Below are 14391 nucleotides of genomic sequence, written 5' to 3'. Positions count from 1 at the left end.
ACGCTATGAACAGGTGGCGGTTGCCATGACGACAGCCTGTTTCAGGCTCTCTTCCGGCAGGGAATAGTTGGCGCGGCACTGGGAACCCTTCCCGTCGCCCCACTGGATCAGCAATTTGCCTTTCAGCGGCAGGCCGCTGAGGTAAATCTGCCCGTCGTCACCGGCCATGCTGGTCACACCGCTTTGCTCTTCCCGCACCACGGAACCAAACGGCACCGGGCGGTCGCCGCGTTTAACGGTGAGGATGGCGCGCACGCCAATTCGGGCATCGAAGGTGGCGCGGACCAGGGCACCCTCCGTCGGCACTACGCTGCTGACGTTGTTTTCAATGTCGGTGTGGTTGTCCATTGTGTTGGTGTCGAGCGCTACGCGGTTGTAGCGGTAAACCGTGGCATACGGCATAACGGCATAGCCACGCCAGTCGGTTTTCACCCCGGTCTGGTTTTCAATGCTGACGCCGGAAGCGCCCGGCGCTTTAATCAACACGTTGGTGTCGCCCAGCGGCTGGCTGAAGGTCACCCCGTCCGCATGGCCGACCACGCCACCGGAAGCCTGCCAGTTGAAGTCATGCTGGTTGCGGTCATAGTTGTAGCCCAGGCCAAGCGTGCCGTACGTGGCCTGCCAGTTGGCAGTGGCGCTGCCGGAATAGCCGTTATTGCTGGTATGCCCCTGACTCACGCTGTAGTTCAGGTTGCGACCTTCCAGCAGCGTGCCGCCGACCCCGGATTGCCAGCTGTTTTTGCCGTCAGAGCTGCGGCTTGTGGCCATCGTGGCGTAGGCACGATCCAGCGCCGTATCGCGCGAATAACCGTGCCCAAGCAGCGTGCTAAACGGAATCGAAAGGTTGAAGGCGACAATCCGGTTGGTGTCTGCCAGGCCGAGCGACTTACTCCACGACCAGGAAAGCGAGTAGCTGATCCCGCGCCAGCCGCTGGAGTACCCCAGCTGGTACCAGGTGTTGTCCTGATCGGTTCCCCAGTAAGTTTGCTGGCTGCCGGAAACATAGACCGAGCCGTAATCCCCCAGAGACTGGGAGATATTGACCTGAAATCGGCCCTTTTTGTTGTAGCGCAGGTTGTGATAGCTGGTCGCCACCAGTTCCTGCCGGTTGCTGTCATTGTTTTGCCACTCGTACTGGTAGCCTTCCATATTCCGGTAGGCCACATCATCCAGAGTGTAAAAACCGCGCGTGGAGTAGCGATAGCCCAGCAGCTGGAAGTTAGTTCCGTAGCCGCTCAGGGATTTGGCGTACAGGAAGCGCAGCGACTGCCCCTGATGATCGCTGTCATCCGCCAGCTTGCTGCGCGCATGGGTAAGATCGAGCGAAATCGCCCCCCAGTCACCGAGGTTTTTCCCGGCACCTAACGCAACGGCGGTATAGCGCTCTGCCAGCTGTGTCCCACCATAGGCGGTGTAGCCGTTCGGCAGACCGGCAATCAACGTACCCTGAGTAAAGAACGGCTTATCCTGCTGGTTATTCCCGCTGCGGAAATCCCCCATCACCACATCATATTTAAACCGGCCTTCACGCTGCAGCATCGGCACGGTGGAATAAGGCACGGAGTATTTCTGCACAGAGCCGTCTTTCTCCTCTACCGTAACCTCTAAGTCACCGCTTGAAGAGGTCGGGTTAAGGTCGCTGATGGCAAACGCGCCCGGAGAGACATAGCTCTGATAAATCACGTAGCCGTTCTGGCGGACAACAATCTTGGCGTTGGTGCGGGCAATCCCGCGCACGGTTGGCGCGTAGCCCTGCAGGCTGTCCGGGTACATGCTGTCGGAAGAATAGAGGCGCGCCCCACGAAACCCGAGGCTGTCGAACACATCGCTGCCGGTGTTGCTGTCGCCCATGACCAGCTCGCCCTTGAGCGGGATAATCGTGCGCTGCAGCGTCGTACTGATGTTCTGCCATTGATTCTGGTGGTGGCCATCGCCGCTGGTGTAGTTCCAGGCCCCGTTATTGCGCAGGCGCCACGGGCCCAGATTCAGGCCGCTTTGCAGGTTCAGATAGTAGCTGTCGTTGTAAGTGCCGCGGTTGCCGGTGAAGGTGTAGTTCAGCAACGCCGCCGGGATCCCTTCATCCCACTGATCCGGTGGAATGTAACCGCGGGCGCTGTTGATTAAAGAGGCCTGTGGCAGGCTAATATCCAGTCGCAGACGCGAAAAGTCATAGCTCATTTCAGCGCCTGGCACGGCCGTGGTCAAGGGGACGCACTCCCCGGACTTATATTTCGCCAGCTCAGGATACGCCAGCATATTCAGCCCGAGCCGCTTGAGCCAGTCGACGTCGAGGCAGGCCGTCAGCCCGCCGGACTTCACGGCTTCAGAAGCAGGGACTTTCGATTCCGTCGCCGTAAAATGCACGTCTTCGGTGGCAACAAATTCATCGTTGCGCCAGATGTCCACGCGATAAACGCCCGGCGGCTGGCTGCTGCCTTTTTCGAAGCGAGACAGATCCGCCACCGCCGCGGTATCGTCCGACAAAAATGCCGGGTTGAAATAGCTCTCAGCGGCAGCGAACGCGGGCCAAAATGAGGCCACAATGGTCGCCGCCAGCGGCGCTAGCGTAAACACTTTACGCGAGACTGATCTCTTCATGATTTACCTGCTTCCCTTTGCCCGCCTGGCGTTACTGCATGACACCCGCTTGTGCTTTAGTCACCGCGCCGTAGTCGTTCACAGTCTGGAAGCTCACCGCCCCCTGAACGCCGGACGGTACGGCAACCTGCACGCTATTTTTCGGTGCCACCATGGTGTTAGGCAGTTTTTCACTCCCCATTTTCAGGTTGACCAGTGAAACGTAGTAAGGCGACGGGTTACTGATCTTCAGGTACTGACCGTTGCGCGCGAAGCGAATCTCTTTCAGCGCATCTTCCGGCTGCATCTGCAGATTTTTAGGGCGTACAAACAGTTTGATGCGGGAAAGCACCGCCAGTTGAAGGACGTTTTTTCCCTCAACGCTGTTTTTATCCACGGAAGGAATGGCCTTCACGTTCATCCAGAAAATAGACTCGCGATCCGTCGGTAACGCCGGCCCGGCATAGATAATACGCAGCGTGTTTTCGCTTTTTGGCTCACTGACAAACAGCGGCGGCGTAACCACAAAACTTTTCTCTTTCTGGCCGAGATCGTTCTCGATCCATGAGTTCACCAGGAAGCGCTCTTTCGGATCGCTGTTGGTGATGGCCAGCGAAGTTTGTTTCGCGTCGGCCGGATAAATAACGCGCGTAGCGCCCAGGGCAATACCGCCCGCAGCCTGCGCATTAAAAGTCATCATCATTAAAGAGAGCATCAGTGCCGAAGCGGCTTTATATAATTTGTTCATCACGACAGGTACCATCAAAATAGCCAGAATGGAAAAGCAGAGGTTCAGGGATAAACCAGCGTGAACCAGACGTCAGAGCGAATATTTCCGGGCGACATATGCTTAGAAACCGCGCGATAACGGGCAGTAAAATGAAAACTCATTTCCTGCGTAGTTATTTCCGAATAAGACGCCGGTTCGCTATTGGGAATAATCAGCTGCTGCTGTTGGTCGAATAATGCGAGGCCAATGCCGCTGCTGGCGTCATTGCCACTTACGCTGGACGTAGCCAGAAAGACCAGAGGATCTTCCGCAGGAGTAGATCCCTGAAACGCGATGCCCACATGGTCATAAACCTCCGGGCGACAGTCCGTCAGCCGAAGGGTAAAAGGGATGCTGGGCGGCGCGTAGCTGCCAACATCTTTAAATACGTTGCTCGGGTACTGGCCCATTTGCACCGTCATTTCCTGACTTTCAGGCGCGACGGCGCAGGCGCCGTTAACCAGCTCACCCTGCATATGCACTTCCCCACCGTGGATAACCACAATGCGCTTTGCCTGAACGGGATTCACCGCAGCCAGCATCGCCAGGAGCAGGATTTTCCTTATCATCATCGTCCTCTCTGGACTCGCGTCGGACAAGCCTCATCCGTGAGGCTGAATCATCCCTGTGCTCTCAGCCGTGGCTGATTATTCGTATTTCATAACGAAAGTTGCGTCCGCGTTCGCAGCACCGGCAGTCGCGGTGGCAGCGGTTGCTTTATAGCGAGCGGTGAACGGAATGGTGTTCTCACCGTCGTTCAGAGTCTGAGCGGTAGAGAAGGTAGAACCGTTCGGAGACAGGGTCTTAGAGGTACGATCCAGGATCTCGATACCCACGCCTTTCGCGGTGGTTGCGTTCCCGCTTGAGTTTACCGCCAGCAGCGTTGGGTCGGTCGCATCAGTCTGGCCGGTGAATGCCACAGAAGCGGTGGCCGCCACGGTGCTATCGCAATCGGTCAGAACGATGTTGAATGGGATCTGGGAAGAGGTATCGCCCACTTTGGTGAAAGCGGCGGTACGGTACTGGCCCAGTTTAACGATCTGGCCGTCGGACTGAGTGCTTACCGCACAAGCGGCGTTAACCAGCTCGCCCTGGAAATGCACGGTCCCGCCATTAACGGTAACAGGATCTGCTGCGTTAGCGGCGCTGCTGACCAGAGCAACGGTTGCGATCAGAGAAGAGGCGATTTTGCTTAATTTCATGGGTATTCCTTCATATATAAAACGCACATCGGAGTCAGGCATCCTTCATGACTCCGTTTGAATCATCATCGGTCTTAAATGACCGCATAACGCATTCCCCACATCCTGTGGGAATTCCTTAGAATGCTCAGTGGTTTCATTAGAATTAAAGACAAACGTTTCCCCAGCACATTATTTAATGTGCCGTATAAAGTTATCTTTAATAATTCAAGATGAAATTTTTATATATTCGTGATGGGCTACGAAGTATGGCTAAATTAAGCTAAATTTTATTTAAGTAATAGATACCAATTCTTTATGTTGCATAAGCTCGGTCTTAATAACGCCTAAGAAATGACCAGGTAAACCTTTCGGGAAAATGATTATTGAGAGATAAAAGCCTCGTAAATTTAGGGGGTTATATTATTCTCTTAGCCCCAGAAAATTGTTCGTTTTTTGTTAAATTTGTTTATTTTTTGTTTGATTCAGATAAAGGGATCTTGAACGCCTGCCGCGCAATACCGAGTGAAGTTGCCAAAAGGTTAAAGACGTTGCGCAAGCGGTGATACACTGGAAGGCTTGCCCCAAACTTTGACCCAGGACTTCAGGATGAATGAAACCGCCCCCCATACCATTCCGGCAACCTCGATAACACGCCCCAACTGGTCGGCAGTCTTTGCCATCGCGTTTTGCGTGGCCTGCCTGATTACCGTTGAGTTTTTGCCGGTTAGCCTGCTGACGCCGATGGCGCAGGAACTGAATATCTCCGAAGGCCTTGCCGGGCAGTCGGTCACGGTCACCGCCTTTGTGGCGATGTTTGCCAGCCTGTTTGTCACCAACCTGATAGGATCGACCGATCGCCGCCGCGTGGTGCTGCTTTTTGCCGTCCTGCTCACCGCCTCCTGCCTGCTGGTTTCGTTCGCGGGCAACTTCTCTCTGCTGCTGCTTGGTCGCGCCTGTCTTGGGCTGGCATTGGGCGGGTTCTGGGCAATGTCGGCCTCGCTGACCATGCGCCTTGTGCCCGCGCGCACGGTGCCTAAGGCGCTGTCCGTTATCTTCGGAGCCGTCTCGATTGCGCTAGTGATTGCCGCCCCGCTGGGCAGCTTCCTCGGGGGGATCATCGGCTGGCGCAACGTCTTTAACGCCGCCGCCCTGATGGGTATCGCCTGTATTATTTGGGTCTGGAAAGCGCTGCCTTCTCTGCCAGGGGAAGCGGCGCACCAGAAGCAAAACATGTTTGGCCTGCTCAAACGCCCGGGCGTGCTGGCGGGTATGCTGGCAATTTTCATGGCGTTCGCCGGGCAGTTCTCGTTCTTTACCTATATTCGCCCGGTTTATATGACCCTGGCGGGCTTTGACGTGGACGGCCTGACGCTGGTGCTGCTGAGCTTCGGTATTGCCAGCTTCGTCGGCACCTCTCTTTCCGCCCCGATCCTGAAACGATCGCTCAAGCTGGCCCTGGCCTGCGCGCCATTAATTCTCGCTATCAGCGCGGCGGTACTGGTGCTGTGGGGGACGAACAAAGCCGTGGCATCGGTGATTGCTATTGTCTGGGGGCTGGCCTTTGCCCTCGTGCCGGTCGGCTGGTCAACGTGGATCACCCGCTCGCTGGCGGATCAGGCGGAAAAAGCCGGGTCAATTCAGGTGGCCGTGATTCAACTGGCCAACACCTGCGGGGCGGCAATAGGCGGCCTCGCGCTGGATAACCTCGGCCTGCTGGCCCCGCTTATCTTGTCCGGCAGCCTGATGCTGCTGACAGCGGTGCTGGTTACGGTGAAGGTGCGGGCTTAAGTTGTAAAAACAACAAGGCCCGCACCAGGCGGGCCATATTCGTGATGAGAAGCTACAGGCGTTTAGTTAATTCACGGCGAGCCAGCTCTGCTAAAAAACCACTTCGGCTGGCGTACTCCCTATTACCACTGACATAGCTATCGATTCTCGCCAGCAAGGATTGTGGCAACGTAATATTCAATTTTACCGATTTACCTTCGTACCGGGTAATATCGATATCAACAAATCCCCAAACGCCCCCCTGGCAACTCTCATCATTTTTATGATCGTTAATCGTCAGAGCAACAGGCACCGCTCTGCCTTTCTCGCTTTGATATTCCAGATGAGCATTAATCGCGCCATGGGCGTCATCGATAGCCTCATCGATGGTGTCTCCGGCGAAATAGCAGCCTTCAATATCCGGCACAAACCCTGACCAGCTTCCACTTTCGGCCTGGTGCAAATACACAGGATATTTCATACGTTCCTCTCTCCTGAAAGCGCTACTCGTTGGCACGCCACTTATTCATTTCTCACCCAGTTGCTTAAGAATTTTATGCAACGTTCCCGGGGCCAAATCCTTGGTTGGGTGGGGTACCACGACAGGGTTTGCCTCACCTTCTTTTTCAAAAATGTGGTGGCTGCCTCTGGTACGCACGTGTAGCCATCCCAACTTTTTCAACATCCTTATCAGCTCTGCGCTTGTCATTCCTTCATCCATGAAGTGAAATTTGGTGGTTATAATAACCACCAAAAGAGCAAATATCAATCACACCTTCGGATGCTCAGCCGCGCCAGAAAGGCTTATCCCCGAGGATTGTCGCGCGGTGCATGATACGGCGAGCCGGGAGATAATCGGCGTTGGCGTAATGCTGCGTCACGCGGTTGTCCCAGATGGCAATATCGTTTTGCTGCCAGCGCCAGCGTACCTGGAACTCTGGTTTGGTGATGTGGGCAAACAGGAAGCCCAGCAGCGTCTCACTCTCTTTTTCTGTCAGGTTAACAATGCGCGTGGTAAAGCCTTCGTTGACGAACAGCGCCTGTTTCCCGCTGACCGGATGCGTGCGAATCACAGGATGGCGCAGCGGCGGGTTCTTCGCCACGGCTTCGCGCCAGCGCTGGTGTTCGACTTCGCTGTGGGCGTACTTATACTCCTGGAACGATTTACGGAAATCGTGCTCGGCCTCGAGCCCGGACAACAGCTTTTTAAACGGCTCGGACAGCCCCTCATAAGCGGCAATCCCGCTGGTCCACAGCGTATCGCCGCCGGTTTCCGGCAGCTGCTTCGCCGCCAGAATCGCTCCGGCAGGCGGCGTTTCAATAAAGGTCACGTCGGTGTGCCAGTTGTCGTTATCCGGCGGATTATCGTTGTGGGTATCCAGCACGATAATTTCTTCCACGTCTTCGGCATGCGGATAAACCGGGTGAATATGCAGATCGCCGAAACGCAGAGCCAGCGCGCGCTGCTGCTCGGGCGTAATTTCCTGCTCGCGGAAGAACAGCACCTGATGGCGGATCAGCGCGTGGTAAATCTGCTCGAACTGGTTGTCGCTCAGGCCGCGCGTTAAATCCACGCCGTCAACCTGCGCCCCGATATACGGCCCCAACGGCTTAATGTTCACTTTTTCACTCATTGCCCTTCTCCATGCCACGGGGTCAGACGGCGCTGTAGCGCCCGTAGCCCCAGTTCTAAACAAAATGCGATGACGGCAATGACGCCGATCCCGGCCAGCACCACGTCGGTCGCCAGAAACTCACCGGCGGACTGCACCATAAAGCCCAGCCCGCGCGTGGCGGCGATAAGCTCTGCGGCCACCAGCGTGGACCAGCCCACGCCCAGCCCAATGCGAAATCCGGTCAGAATTTCCGGCAGCGCGCCCGGCAAAATCACATGCCAGATAACCTGCCAGCGAGATGCCCCGAGCGCCTGAGCCGCACGAATGCGTACCTGCTTCGCGCTGCGCACGCCCGCCATGGTGGACATGGCCACCGGCGCAAAAATCGCGAGATAAATCAGCAGGATTTTGGATGTCTCGCCGATGCCAAACCAAATCACCATCAGCGGTAAATAGGCCAGCGGCGGCACCGGGCGGTAAAGCTCGATCAGCGGATCAAGAATGCCGCGCACGGTGGGACTCAGCCCCATTGCAATGCCCACCGGGATGCCTATCAACACCGCAGCGGCAAGCGCGGTAAGAATGCGCCCCAGGCTCGCGGCCAGATGCTGCCAAAGCGTGGCGTCCATAAAGCCCTGCGGCCCGGCGATGGTGATAAGCTTCGCCAGCACCTGCCCCGGTGGCGGCAGAAACAGCGGGCTTATCCAATGCTGCGCCGCCACCCACCACCACAACAGCACCAACGCCACCAGCGTGGTTGCGCTCAGGGTGAGCTGACGCGAAAACGGCCAGCGCAAGGCTAGCCTGCGGCGCACGGGTTTGTCCTGAATCACTATGCTCATAAGAAGCCCTCCCGCTGATCGAACACGCGGCTCAGCACGTATTCACGTTTGGCGATAAATTCTGGATCGGATTTGATGCTTCGGCACGGCTCTCCGGCGGCAAAGCGACGGCCAAAATCAAGCTGAAGCCGCTCCAGCACGCGGCCAGGGCCTGGCGAGAGCAAGACCAGTTCCGTCGCCAGAAAGACCGCCTCTTCAATGTCGTGGGTGATCAGCAGCACCTGCCGACGGCTTTCGTGCCATAGCTTCAGCAGTAGAGTTTGCATCTGCTCGCGGGTAAAGGCATCCAGCGCGCCAAACGGCTCGTCCAGCAACAAAAGCTGGGGCTTCGTCGCCAGCGCCCGGGCAATGCCCACCCGCTGCCGCTGCCCGCCCGAAAGCTGCCAGATGGCGTTTTTCGCCTTATCTTCCAGCCCAACCTTGCGCAGCATGTCGAGCGCAATCTCTTCCCGCTCGGGCTTAGCCTGCCCGGCAAGCTGCAGCCCGAAGGCCACGTTATGCAGTACCGATCGCCAGGGCAGCAGCCCTTCGTTCTGAAAAACAACCCCGCGCTCGGCGCCGGGGCCTGCAACCGTTTTGCCCTGAAGCGTAATGCTGCCGGAATGATAGGGAACGAAACCGGCGATCAGGTTAAGCAGCGTGGTCTTACCGCAGCCGGAAGGGCCGAGCACCACCAGCAGCTCGCCCTCGTCCACCGTCAGATTAATGTCGTCGAGTACCGGCTTGCCGCCGTACTCCGCGCTGAGATGCGAAACCTGTAGCATCGGCGTGTCTCCTGTTTACTGCGCCAGCGGCTTCACGAAGCGGTCGGTTACAAACTGGCTATAATCGGTGGCGACCGCCGGCACTTTGCCCTGCTCTTTCAGGAAGTGCGCGGTGTCCACGATGGCTTTATTCACTGGGCCGCTAAGCTGCTCAACCTGCTGCTTCGCCGTCAGGTAGGTATTGCCCTTCACCAGCCCCGGGACGTCGCTTTCCGGTACGCCGCTCAGGCGCGAAAGCTTGCTCAGGTTGTCCGGCTGCTGAAGCCAGCCGTCAGGGTTGTCGAGGTAGCCTTTCTGAGCCGCAACGGCGCTGCGGGCAAAAGCGGTGACCACATCAGGATGTTTTTCAGCAAAGTCTTTACGTACGACCCAGACGTCGAGCGTCGGGGAGCCCCATTTGCCCACCTGCGCCGAGTCCGTCAGCACGTTGCCGTCTTTTTCCAGCTCGTTCACCGCCGGAGCCCAGACATAAGCGGCGTCGATATCCCCGCGCTGCCACGCGGCAATAATTGCCGGAGGCTGAAGATTTAGAATTTGAACCTGATCCGGCTTGATGCCCCAATGCTTGAGGGAAGCCAGCAGGCTGTAATGGGTAGTCGAAATAAACGGCACGGCGATGCGTTTGCCGATCAGGTCCTGCGGCGTTTTGATGCCTTTTTTGACCACCAGCGCTTCAGAGTTACCGAGCTGGGAGGCCAGGAGGAAGACTTCAATCGGTACGTTTTGGCTGGCGGCAACGGCCAGCGGGCTGGAGCCGATATTGCCGATTTGCACATCGCCCGAGGCGAGCGCACGCACCACGCTCGCGCCGCTGTCGAACTTACGCCATTCCACTTTCGCCCCGCTGTCTTTGGCAAAAGCGTCGTCGGCTTGCGCAACTTTGGCGGGTTCGGCGGAGGTTTGGTACGCCACGGTGACGTCCACCGCCTGGGCCTGAGCCGCAATTAGGGCCAGTGCAACCAGCCAGAGTGAGTGTCGTTTTGCTGCCATGATTCTGCTCCTGTCTCGGGGGAGAGAGCAGTATTTCCAACGGCAACGATTCCATAAAAGAATAAAAAATTATCGCTAATGCCTTTCCATCCTTAGAAAAAAAGTGGGCAAGGTTAGCTGCTGACCGGGAATAACGCCGCCCGCAGAAGGCGGGCCGGCAAGAGTCATATTAACTTAAGTCAAATCAACGTTCTTACTGCCAAAACACCAGGTCATGATAAACCCGGCCACATAGGCGATAACAATCCCGGCAACGTAAACCGCCATCCCGGCGAAGATCCCCTGATGGGAAGTCATCAGCGGAATCGACACCAAACCTGACGGCCCAAACACCGTATTGAGTCCGACGGGCAGCCCCAGCCAGGCCACCAGCCCGATAAAGAACCCGCCGATGCCGCCGCCGATACAGGCGGTAATAAACGGCTTCAGGCGCGGCAGCGTCACGCCGTAAATCAGCGGCTCACCAATGCCCAGCAGGCCGGGAATAATCGCCCCTTTGATTTGCGTACGCAGGACCGAGCCTTTCGGCGAGCGGGCAAACAGAGCCAGCGCCGCGCCCACCTGCCCCGCACCGGCCATCGCCAGAATCGGGAACAGCGAGTTAAAGCCCTGGGCATCCATCAGCGCGAAGTAGACCGGGACAAATCCCTGGTGAATACCAAACACCACGGCAATCAGGAACAGCCCGGCCAGAATCGCCGTGCCGAACGGGTTGCCGTTCAGGTGCATAAACAGCCAGGACATGCCTTTGAACAGCTCGCCGCCGATGGGCATGATCGCCACAAAAGTGATCGCCCCGGTGATCAATAAGGTGATCGTCGAGGTGAGGATCATATCCAGGTTGTCCGGGATCATCCGTCGAACCTGGCGTTCGATCCACGCCCCGAGCATACAGGCCAGCAGCACGCCAATAATGTTGCCGCGCGGGTCGATAGCCAGCCCGAAGAAGGTATCCATCCCGGCGTAGTAGCCCACTTTGCCTTCCGGCACGTAGCGCAGAATAAACAGCGAGGCGATGATCGCCCCGTTCACGCCGGTGCCGCCGAAAGCTTTCTGGGTGTTGAAGCCAATCAGAATGCTCAGGAAGGTAAACAGCCCGATGCTGAACACCTTCATATAGGCAATAAGCTGGGTCAGCCAGGCCGCAGGCGCTGTGCCTTCAACGATCAGCGTTTGCTGTAGCAGCGTGGCAATACCCAGCAGCAGCCCGGCGGCGATAAAGCCCGGGATCAGCGGCGTGAAGATGGTGGCAAACTTAGTGAGGAAGTTATGCACCGCGCTGTTCTGCTTCGCCTTCATCTGCTGTTTGTTCTGGCTGGCGAGCGCGGCCAGGTCCGCGCTTTCGCCACGCTCCGGCTCGCTTAAGCCCCCCTGCTTTAACAGGCCATTCATCAGCTCGCTGGCGGTTTGCGCTTTGCCGGGGCCGAGAATAATTTGCAGCTGGTCGTCGCCGTTGACCACGCCCATCACGCCGGGGATTTTCTTCAGGTCGTCGTGCTGAACGAGATCTCTGTTTTTGAGCGTTAGCCTGAGACGCGTCATGCAGTTGCCGCAGACAAGGATATTGCCGCTGCCGCCCGTCAGGCGCAGGATGTCTGCCATCATCGAGCCGGTGATTTTCGCCATAGCTACCCGTTTAACCCCCGTAATGCTTCACGTATAAAGCCTTGTTTTTTCGCCAGCAGATCGCTTGCCTCTTCGGCTGACAGGCCGCTCAGCAGCATGAAGATCGCCGTTTTGCAGTGGCGGCGGCAGGCGCTAAGCGCCGCTTCGGCCTGCTCCGGGCTGCATTCGGTCGCCGCCACCACAATATTGACCTGGCGCTGGATCAGCTTGGCGTTGGTGGCTTCCACATCCACCATCAGGTTGCCGTAGACTTTGCCGCTGCGAATCATCGACCCGGTAGTGATCATATTCAGGATCAGCTTTTGCGCCGTCCCGGCCTTCATGCGTGAAGAGCCGGTGACGATTTCCGGGCCGACGACCGGTTCAATGGCGATATCCGCCGCCAGGCTCATTTCGCTGCCCGGATTACAGGAGACTGCGGCGACGGTGGCCCCCACGCTTTTTGCATAGGCCATAGCGCCCAGTACGTAAGGCGTACGCCCGCTGGCGGCAATCCCTACCAGCACGTCACGCGCGCTGAAGTTCAGGTTACGCAGATCCTGCTCACCCATTTCACGGTTGTCTTCGGCGTTTTCTACCGCCTGCAGAATGGCCGGATGCCCACCGGCAATCAGCCCGACGACCTGCTCACGCGGCGTGCCAAAGGTTGGCGGGCACTCACTTGCATCCAGGATCCCCAGACGGCCGGACGTTCCTGCGCCGCTGTAAATCAGCCTGCCGCCCTGGGCGAAAGCCGCCACCACTTTATCGACAACCTGAGCGACCTGCGGCAGCGTGGCTTCCACCGCCAGCGGCACCCGCTTGTCTTCGTTATTGATAACTTTAAGCATCTCTAAGGTGGGCAGAGTGTCGATTTCCGCGCTGGCCGGATTGCGGCCTTCGGTGACCAGTTTGGTTAAGTTAATTTTCATCGGGGCATCCGTTATGTGTGTTCTGTTGTGCATAGTATGGAATATTTTATTCCATGTGCGTGAACACAATCACGAATATTTTATTCCGCGACAAAGGGAATAGCAGAATAACTCGGGCGAGAAAGCCGCCCTTGCGGGCGGCAAAAGAGGGAATCAGGCGATGCGGGTAAAACCGGCTTCCAGGTCAGCAATCAGTTCTTCAACGCTTTCCAGGCCAATATGGACTCGCACCAGCGTGCCGCTGAAGTCCACCTTACCTGCCGGACGAATGTCGTTCAGCTCTTCCGGCTGGTTGGCCAGGATCAGTGACTCAAACCCGCCCCAGGAATACGCCATATGGAACAGCGTAAAATTATCCAGGTAACCCGCAAGCTGCTCGTCCGTCAGGCGCTGTTTTAGCACAAAGGAGAACAGGCCGGAGCTGCCGGAAAAGTCGCGTTCGAAGAACGCATGTCCCGGACATTCAGCCAGAGCAGGATGGTTAACCCGCTCCACCAGCGGATGAGCCGACAGCCAGCGGGCAATCGCGAGGCTGCTTTCCCCATGTTGCTTCAACCTCACCCCCAGCGTGCGCAGGCCACGGGCAGCCATATACGCCGTATCGGCATCCAGCGTCTGGCCCATCAGGTACGAGTTTTCACGCAGGCGATCCCAGCAGCGTGCGTTGGCAACCGCCGTCCCCAACATGCCGTCCGAATGGCCGATGGTGTATTTGGTCCCGGCCTGAATCGAGATATCTACACCATAATCCAGCGCACGGAATAGCACCCCGGCGGCCCAGGTGTTGTCCAGCATGACAACAATTTCCGGGTTAACGGCGCGAATAGACTTAATCATGCCGGGCACGTCCTGAACCTCCATGGTAATTGAGCTCGGAGACTCAAGGAAAACAACGCGGGTATTCGGCTGGATGAGCTCAGCGATCCCGGCGCCAATCAGCGGATCGTAATACGTTGTTGAGACGTTGAATTTGCTCAGGATCTTGTTGCAGAAATCCTGCGTTGGCTCATAGGCCGCGCCGGTCATCAGGATATGATCTCCGCCGCTGACAAAAGCCAGAATCGCATTGGTGACCGCCGCCGCGCCGCACGGATAAAGCGAGCACCCGGCACCGCCTTCTAACTCCGTCATCGCCTTCTGGAAGGAAAAATGCGTCAGCGTGCCTCTGCGGCCATAGAACAGTTCGCCGTTTGCCCGGTTGGCAGTGGCAAATTTTTTGGCTTTCACGCTGTCAAATACCAGCGAGGACGCACGCTGGATGACCGCATTTACCGCCCCCTGGGTGTAGCGTTTTTCACGCCCGGCGACGATCAGCTGAGTTTCAAGATGACTTTTCTGTTTCATA

14 protein-coding genes are annotated in these 14391 nt (G+C 57.2%); 1 reads left to right on the top strand and 13 read right to left on the bottom strand.

Features of this window, described 5'->3' with window-relative positions; translation table 11 throughout:
* Positions 1–3: 3 nt before the first annotated feature.
* The 4 genes from A936_RS19640 to fimA all read right to left on the bottom strand — a co-directional run bounded on the left by A936_RS19640 (position 4) and on the right by fimA (position 4548).
* The gene (locus tag A936_RS19640; RefSeq protein WP_008460888.1) at positions 4–2598 is read right to left on the bottom strand and encodes a fimbrial biogenesis usher protein; all 2595 of its coding nucleotides are present in this window, start codon (positions 2596–2598) and stop codon (positions 4–6) included.
* A gap of 31 nt (positions 2599–2629) precedes the next feature.
* Positions 2630–3325 carry a type 1 fimbria chaperone FimC gene (fimC, locus tag A936_RS19635; RefSeq protein ID WP_008460886.1) on the bottom strand — a complete coding sequence of 232 codons (696 nt, stop codon included), beginning with the start codon at positions 3323–3325 and terminating at the stop codon, positions 2630–2632.
* 44 nt (positions 3326–3369) lie between these two features.
* Positions 3370–3915 carry a type 1 fimbrial protein subunit FimI gene (gene fimI, locus A936_RS19630; protein WP_008460884.1) on the bottom strand — a complete coding sequence of 182 codons (546 nt, stop codon included), beginning with the start codon at positions 3913–3915 and terminating at the stop codon, positions 3370–3372.
* A 78-nt stretch (positions 3916–3993) separates the two neighbouring features.
* Entirely contained in the window at positions 3994–4548 is a 555-nt protein-coding gene (gene fimA, locus A936_RS19625) for a type 1 fimbrial major subunit FimA (protein ID WP_008460883.1), read from the bottom strand.
* A gap of 588 nt (positions 4549–5136) precedes the next feature.
* Here fimA and nepI point away from each other — a divergent pair.
* Positions 5137–6318, top strand: a complete 1182-nt coding sequence (gene nepI / locus A936_RS19620) for a purine ribonucleoside efflux pump NepI (RefSeq protein ID WP_008460881.1) — start codon at positions 5137–5139, stop codon at positions 6316–6318.
* 52 nt (positions 6319–6370) lie between these two features.
* Here nepI and A936_RS19615 read toward each other — a convergent pair whose 3' ends face one another.
* From A936_RS19615 to metC, 9 genes are all read right to left on the bottom strand, one after another.
* Positions 6371–6778: a type II toxin-antitoxin system HicB family antitoxin gene (locus A936_RS19615; RefSeq protein WP_008460879.1), complete on the bottom strand. Its 408-nt coding sequence runs from the start codon at positions 6776–6778 to the stop codon at positions 6371–6373.
* A 45-nt stretch (positions 6779–6823) separates the two neighbouring features.
* The gene (locus A936_RS19610) at positions 6824–7006 is read right to left on the bottom strand and encodes a type II toxin-antitoxin system HicA family toxin (protein WP_034810082.1); all 183 of its coding nucleotides are present in this window, start codon (positions 7004–7006) and stop codon (positions 6824–6826) included.
* 76 nt (positions 7007–7082) lie between these two features.
* On the bottom strand, positions 7083–7931 hold the full coding sequence (gene tauD, locus A936_RS19605) for a taurine dioxygenase (protein WP_008460874.1): 849 nt from the start codon (positions 7929–7931) through the stop codon (positions 7083–7085).
* Positions 7928–8755 (bottom strand): taurine ABC transporter permease TauC, encoded by an 828-nt coding sequence (gene tauC, locus A936_RS19600; RefSeq protein ID WP_008460872.1) that lies wholly within the window; start codon positions 8753–8755, stop codon positions 7928–7930. The genes tauD and tauC overlap by 4 nt, the downstream gene beginning before the upstream one ends.
* Complete coding sequence (gene tauB, locus A936_RS19595) at positions 8752–9519, bottom strand: taurine ABC transporter ATP-binding subunit (RefSeq protein ID WP_008460871.1); 768 nt, start codon at positions 9517–9519, stop codon at positions 8752–8754. The genes tauC and tauB overlap by 4 nt, the downstream gene beginning before the upstream one ends.
* A 15-nt stretch (positions 9520–9534) precedes the next feature.
* Positions 9535–10509, bottom strand: coding sequence for a taurine ABC transporter substrate-binding protein (gene tauA / locus A936_RS19590; protein WP_008460869.1), 975 nt, complete (start codon positions 10507–10509; stop codon positions 9535–9537).
* A gap of 174 nt (positions 10510–10683) precedes the next feature.
* Positions 10684–12135: a PTS N-acetylmuramic acid transporter subunit IIBC gene (murP, locus tag A936_RS19585; RefSeq protein WP_008460868.1), complete on the bottom strand. Its 1452-nt coding sequence runs from the start codon at positions 12133–12135 to the stop codon at positions 10684–10686.
* A 2-nt stretch (positions 12136–12137) separates the two neighbouring features.
* Positions 12138–13046 carry an N-acetylmuramic acid 6-phosphate etherase gene (gene murQ / locus A936_RS19580; protein WP_008460866.1) on the bottom strand — a complete coding sequence of 303 codons (909 nt, stop codon included), beginning with the start codon at positions 13044–13046 and terminating at the stop codon, positions 12138–12140.
* A 153-nt stretch (positions 13047–13199) separates the two neighbouring features.
* Positions 13200–14390: a cystathionine beta-lyase gene (gene metC, locus A936_RS19575; RefSeq protein ID WP_008460864.1), complete on the bottom strand. Its 1191-nt coding sequence runs from the start codon at positions 14388–14390 to the stop codon at positions 13200–13202.
* Position 14391: the final 1 nt, after the last annotated feature.

The sequence above is a fragment of the Enterobacter sp. Ag1 genome (assembly GCA_000277545.1).
Lineage (GTDB): Bacteria > Pseudomonadota > Gammaproteobacteria > Enterobacterales > Enterobacteriaceae > Cedecea.
This window is presented reverse-complemented; position numbering and strand designations above follow the sequence as displayed.

Coding starts and splice junctions, on each gene's coding strand:
- A936_RS19640 (WP_008460888.1), bottom strand. CDS start 2,598: ATGAAGAGATCAGTCTCGCGTAAAGTGTTTACGCTAGCGCCGCTGGCG.
- tauD (WP_008460874.1), bottom strand. CDS start 7,931: ATGAGTGAAAAAGTGAACATTAAGCCGTTGGGGCCGTATATCGGGGCG.
- nepI (WP_008460881.1), top strand. CDS start 5,137: ATGAATGAAACCGCCCCCCATACCATTCCGGCAACCTCGATAACACGC.
- A936_RS19615 (WP_008460879.1), bottom strand. CDS start 6,778: ATGAAATATCCTGTGTATTTGCACCAGGCCGAAAGTGGAAGCTGGTCA.
- fimI (WP_008460884.1), bottom strand. CDS start 3,915: ATGATAAGGAAAATCCTGCTCCTGGCGATGCTGGCTGCGGTGAATCCC.
- fimC (WP_008460886.1), bottom strand. CDS start 3,325: ATGAACAAATTATATAAAGCCGCTTCGGCACTGATGCTCTCTTTAATG.
- tauC (WP_008460872.1), bottom strand. CDS start 8,755: ATGAGCATAGTGATTCAGGACAAACCCGTGCGCCGCAGGCTAGCCTTG.
- murP (WP_008460868.1), bottom strand. CDS start 12,135: ATGGCGAAAATCACCGGCTCGATGATGGCAGACATCCTGCGCCTGACG.
- murQ (WP_008460866.1), bottom strand. CDS start 13,046: ATGAAAATTAACTTAACCAAACTGGTCACCGAAGGCCGCAATCCGGCC.
- tauA (WP_008460869.1), bottom strand. CDS start 10,509: ATGGCAGCAAAACGACACTCACTCTGGCTGGTTGCACTGGCCCTAATT.
- tauB (WP_008460871.1), bottom strand. CDS start 9,519: ATGCTACAGGTTTCGCATCTCAGCGCGGAGTACGGCGGCAAGCCGGTA.
- fimA (WP_008460883.1), bottom strand. CDS start 4,548: ATGAAATTAAGCAAAATCGCCTCTTCTCTGATCGCAACCGTTGCTCTG.
- A936_RS19610 (WP_034810082.1), bottom strand. CDS start 7,006: ATGACAAGCGCAGAGCTGATAAGGATGTTGAAAAAGTTGGGATGGCTA.
- metC (WP_008460864.1), bottom strand. CDS start 14,390: ATGAAACAGAAAAGTCATCTTGAAACTCAGCTGATCGTCGCCGGGCGT.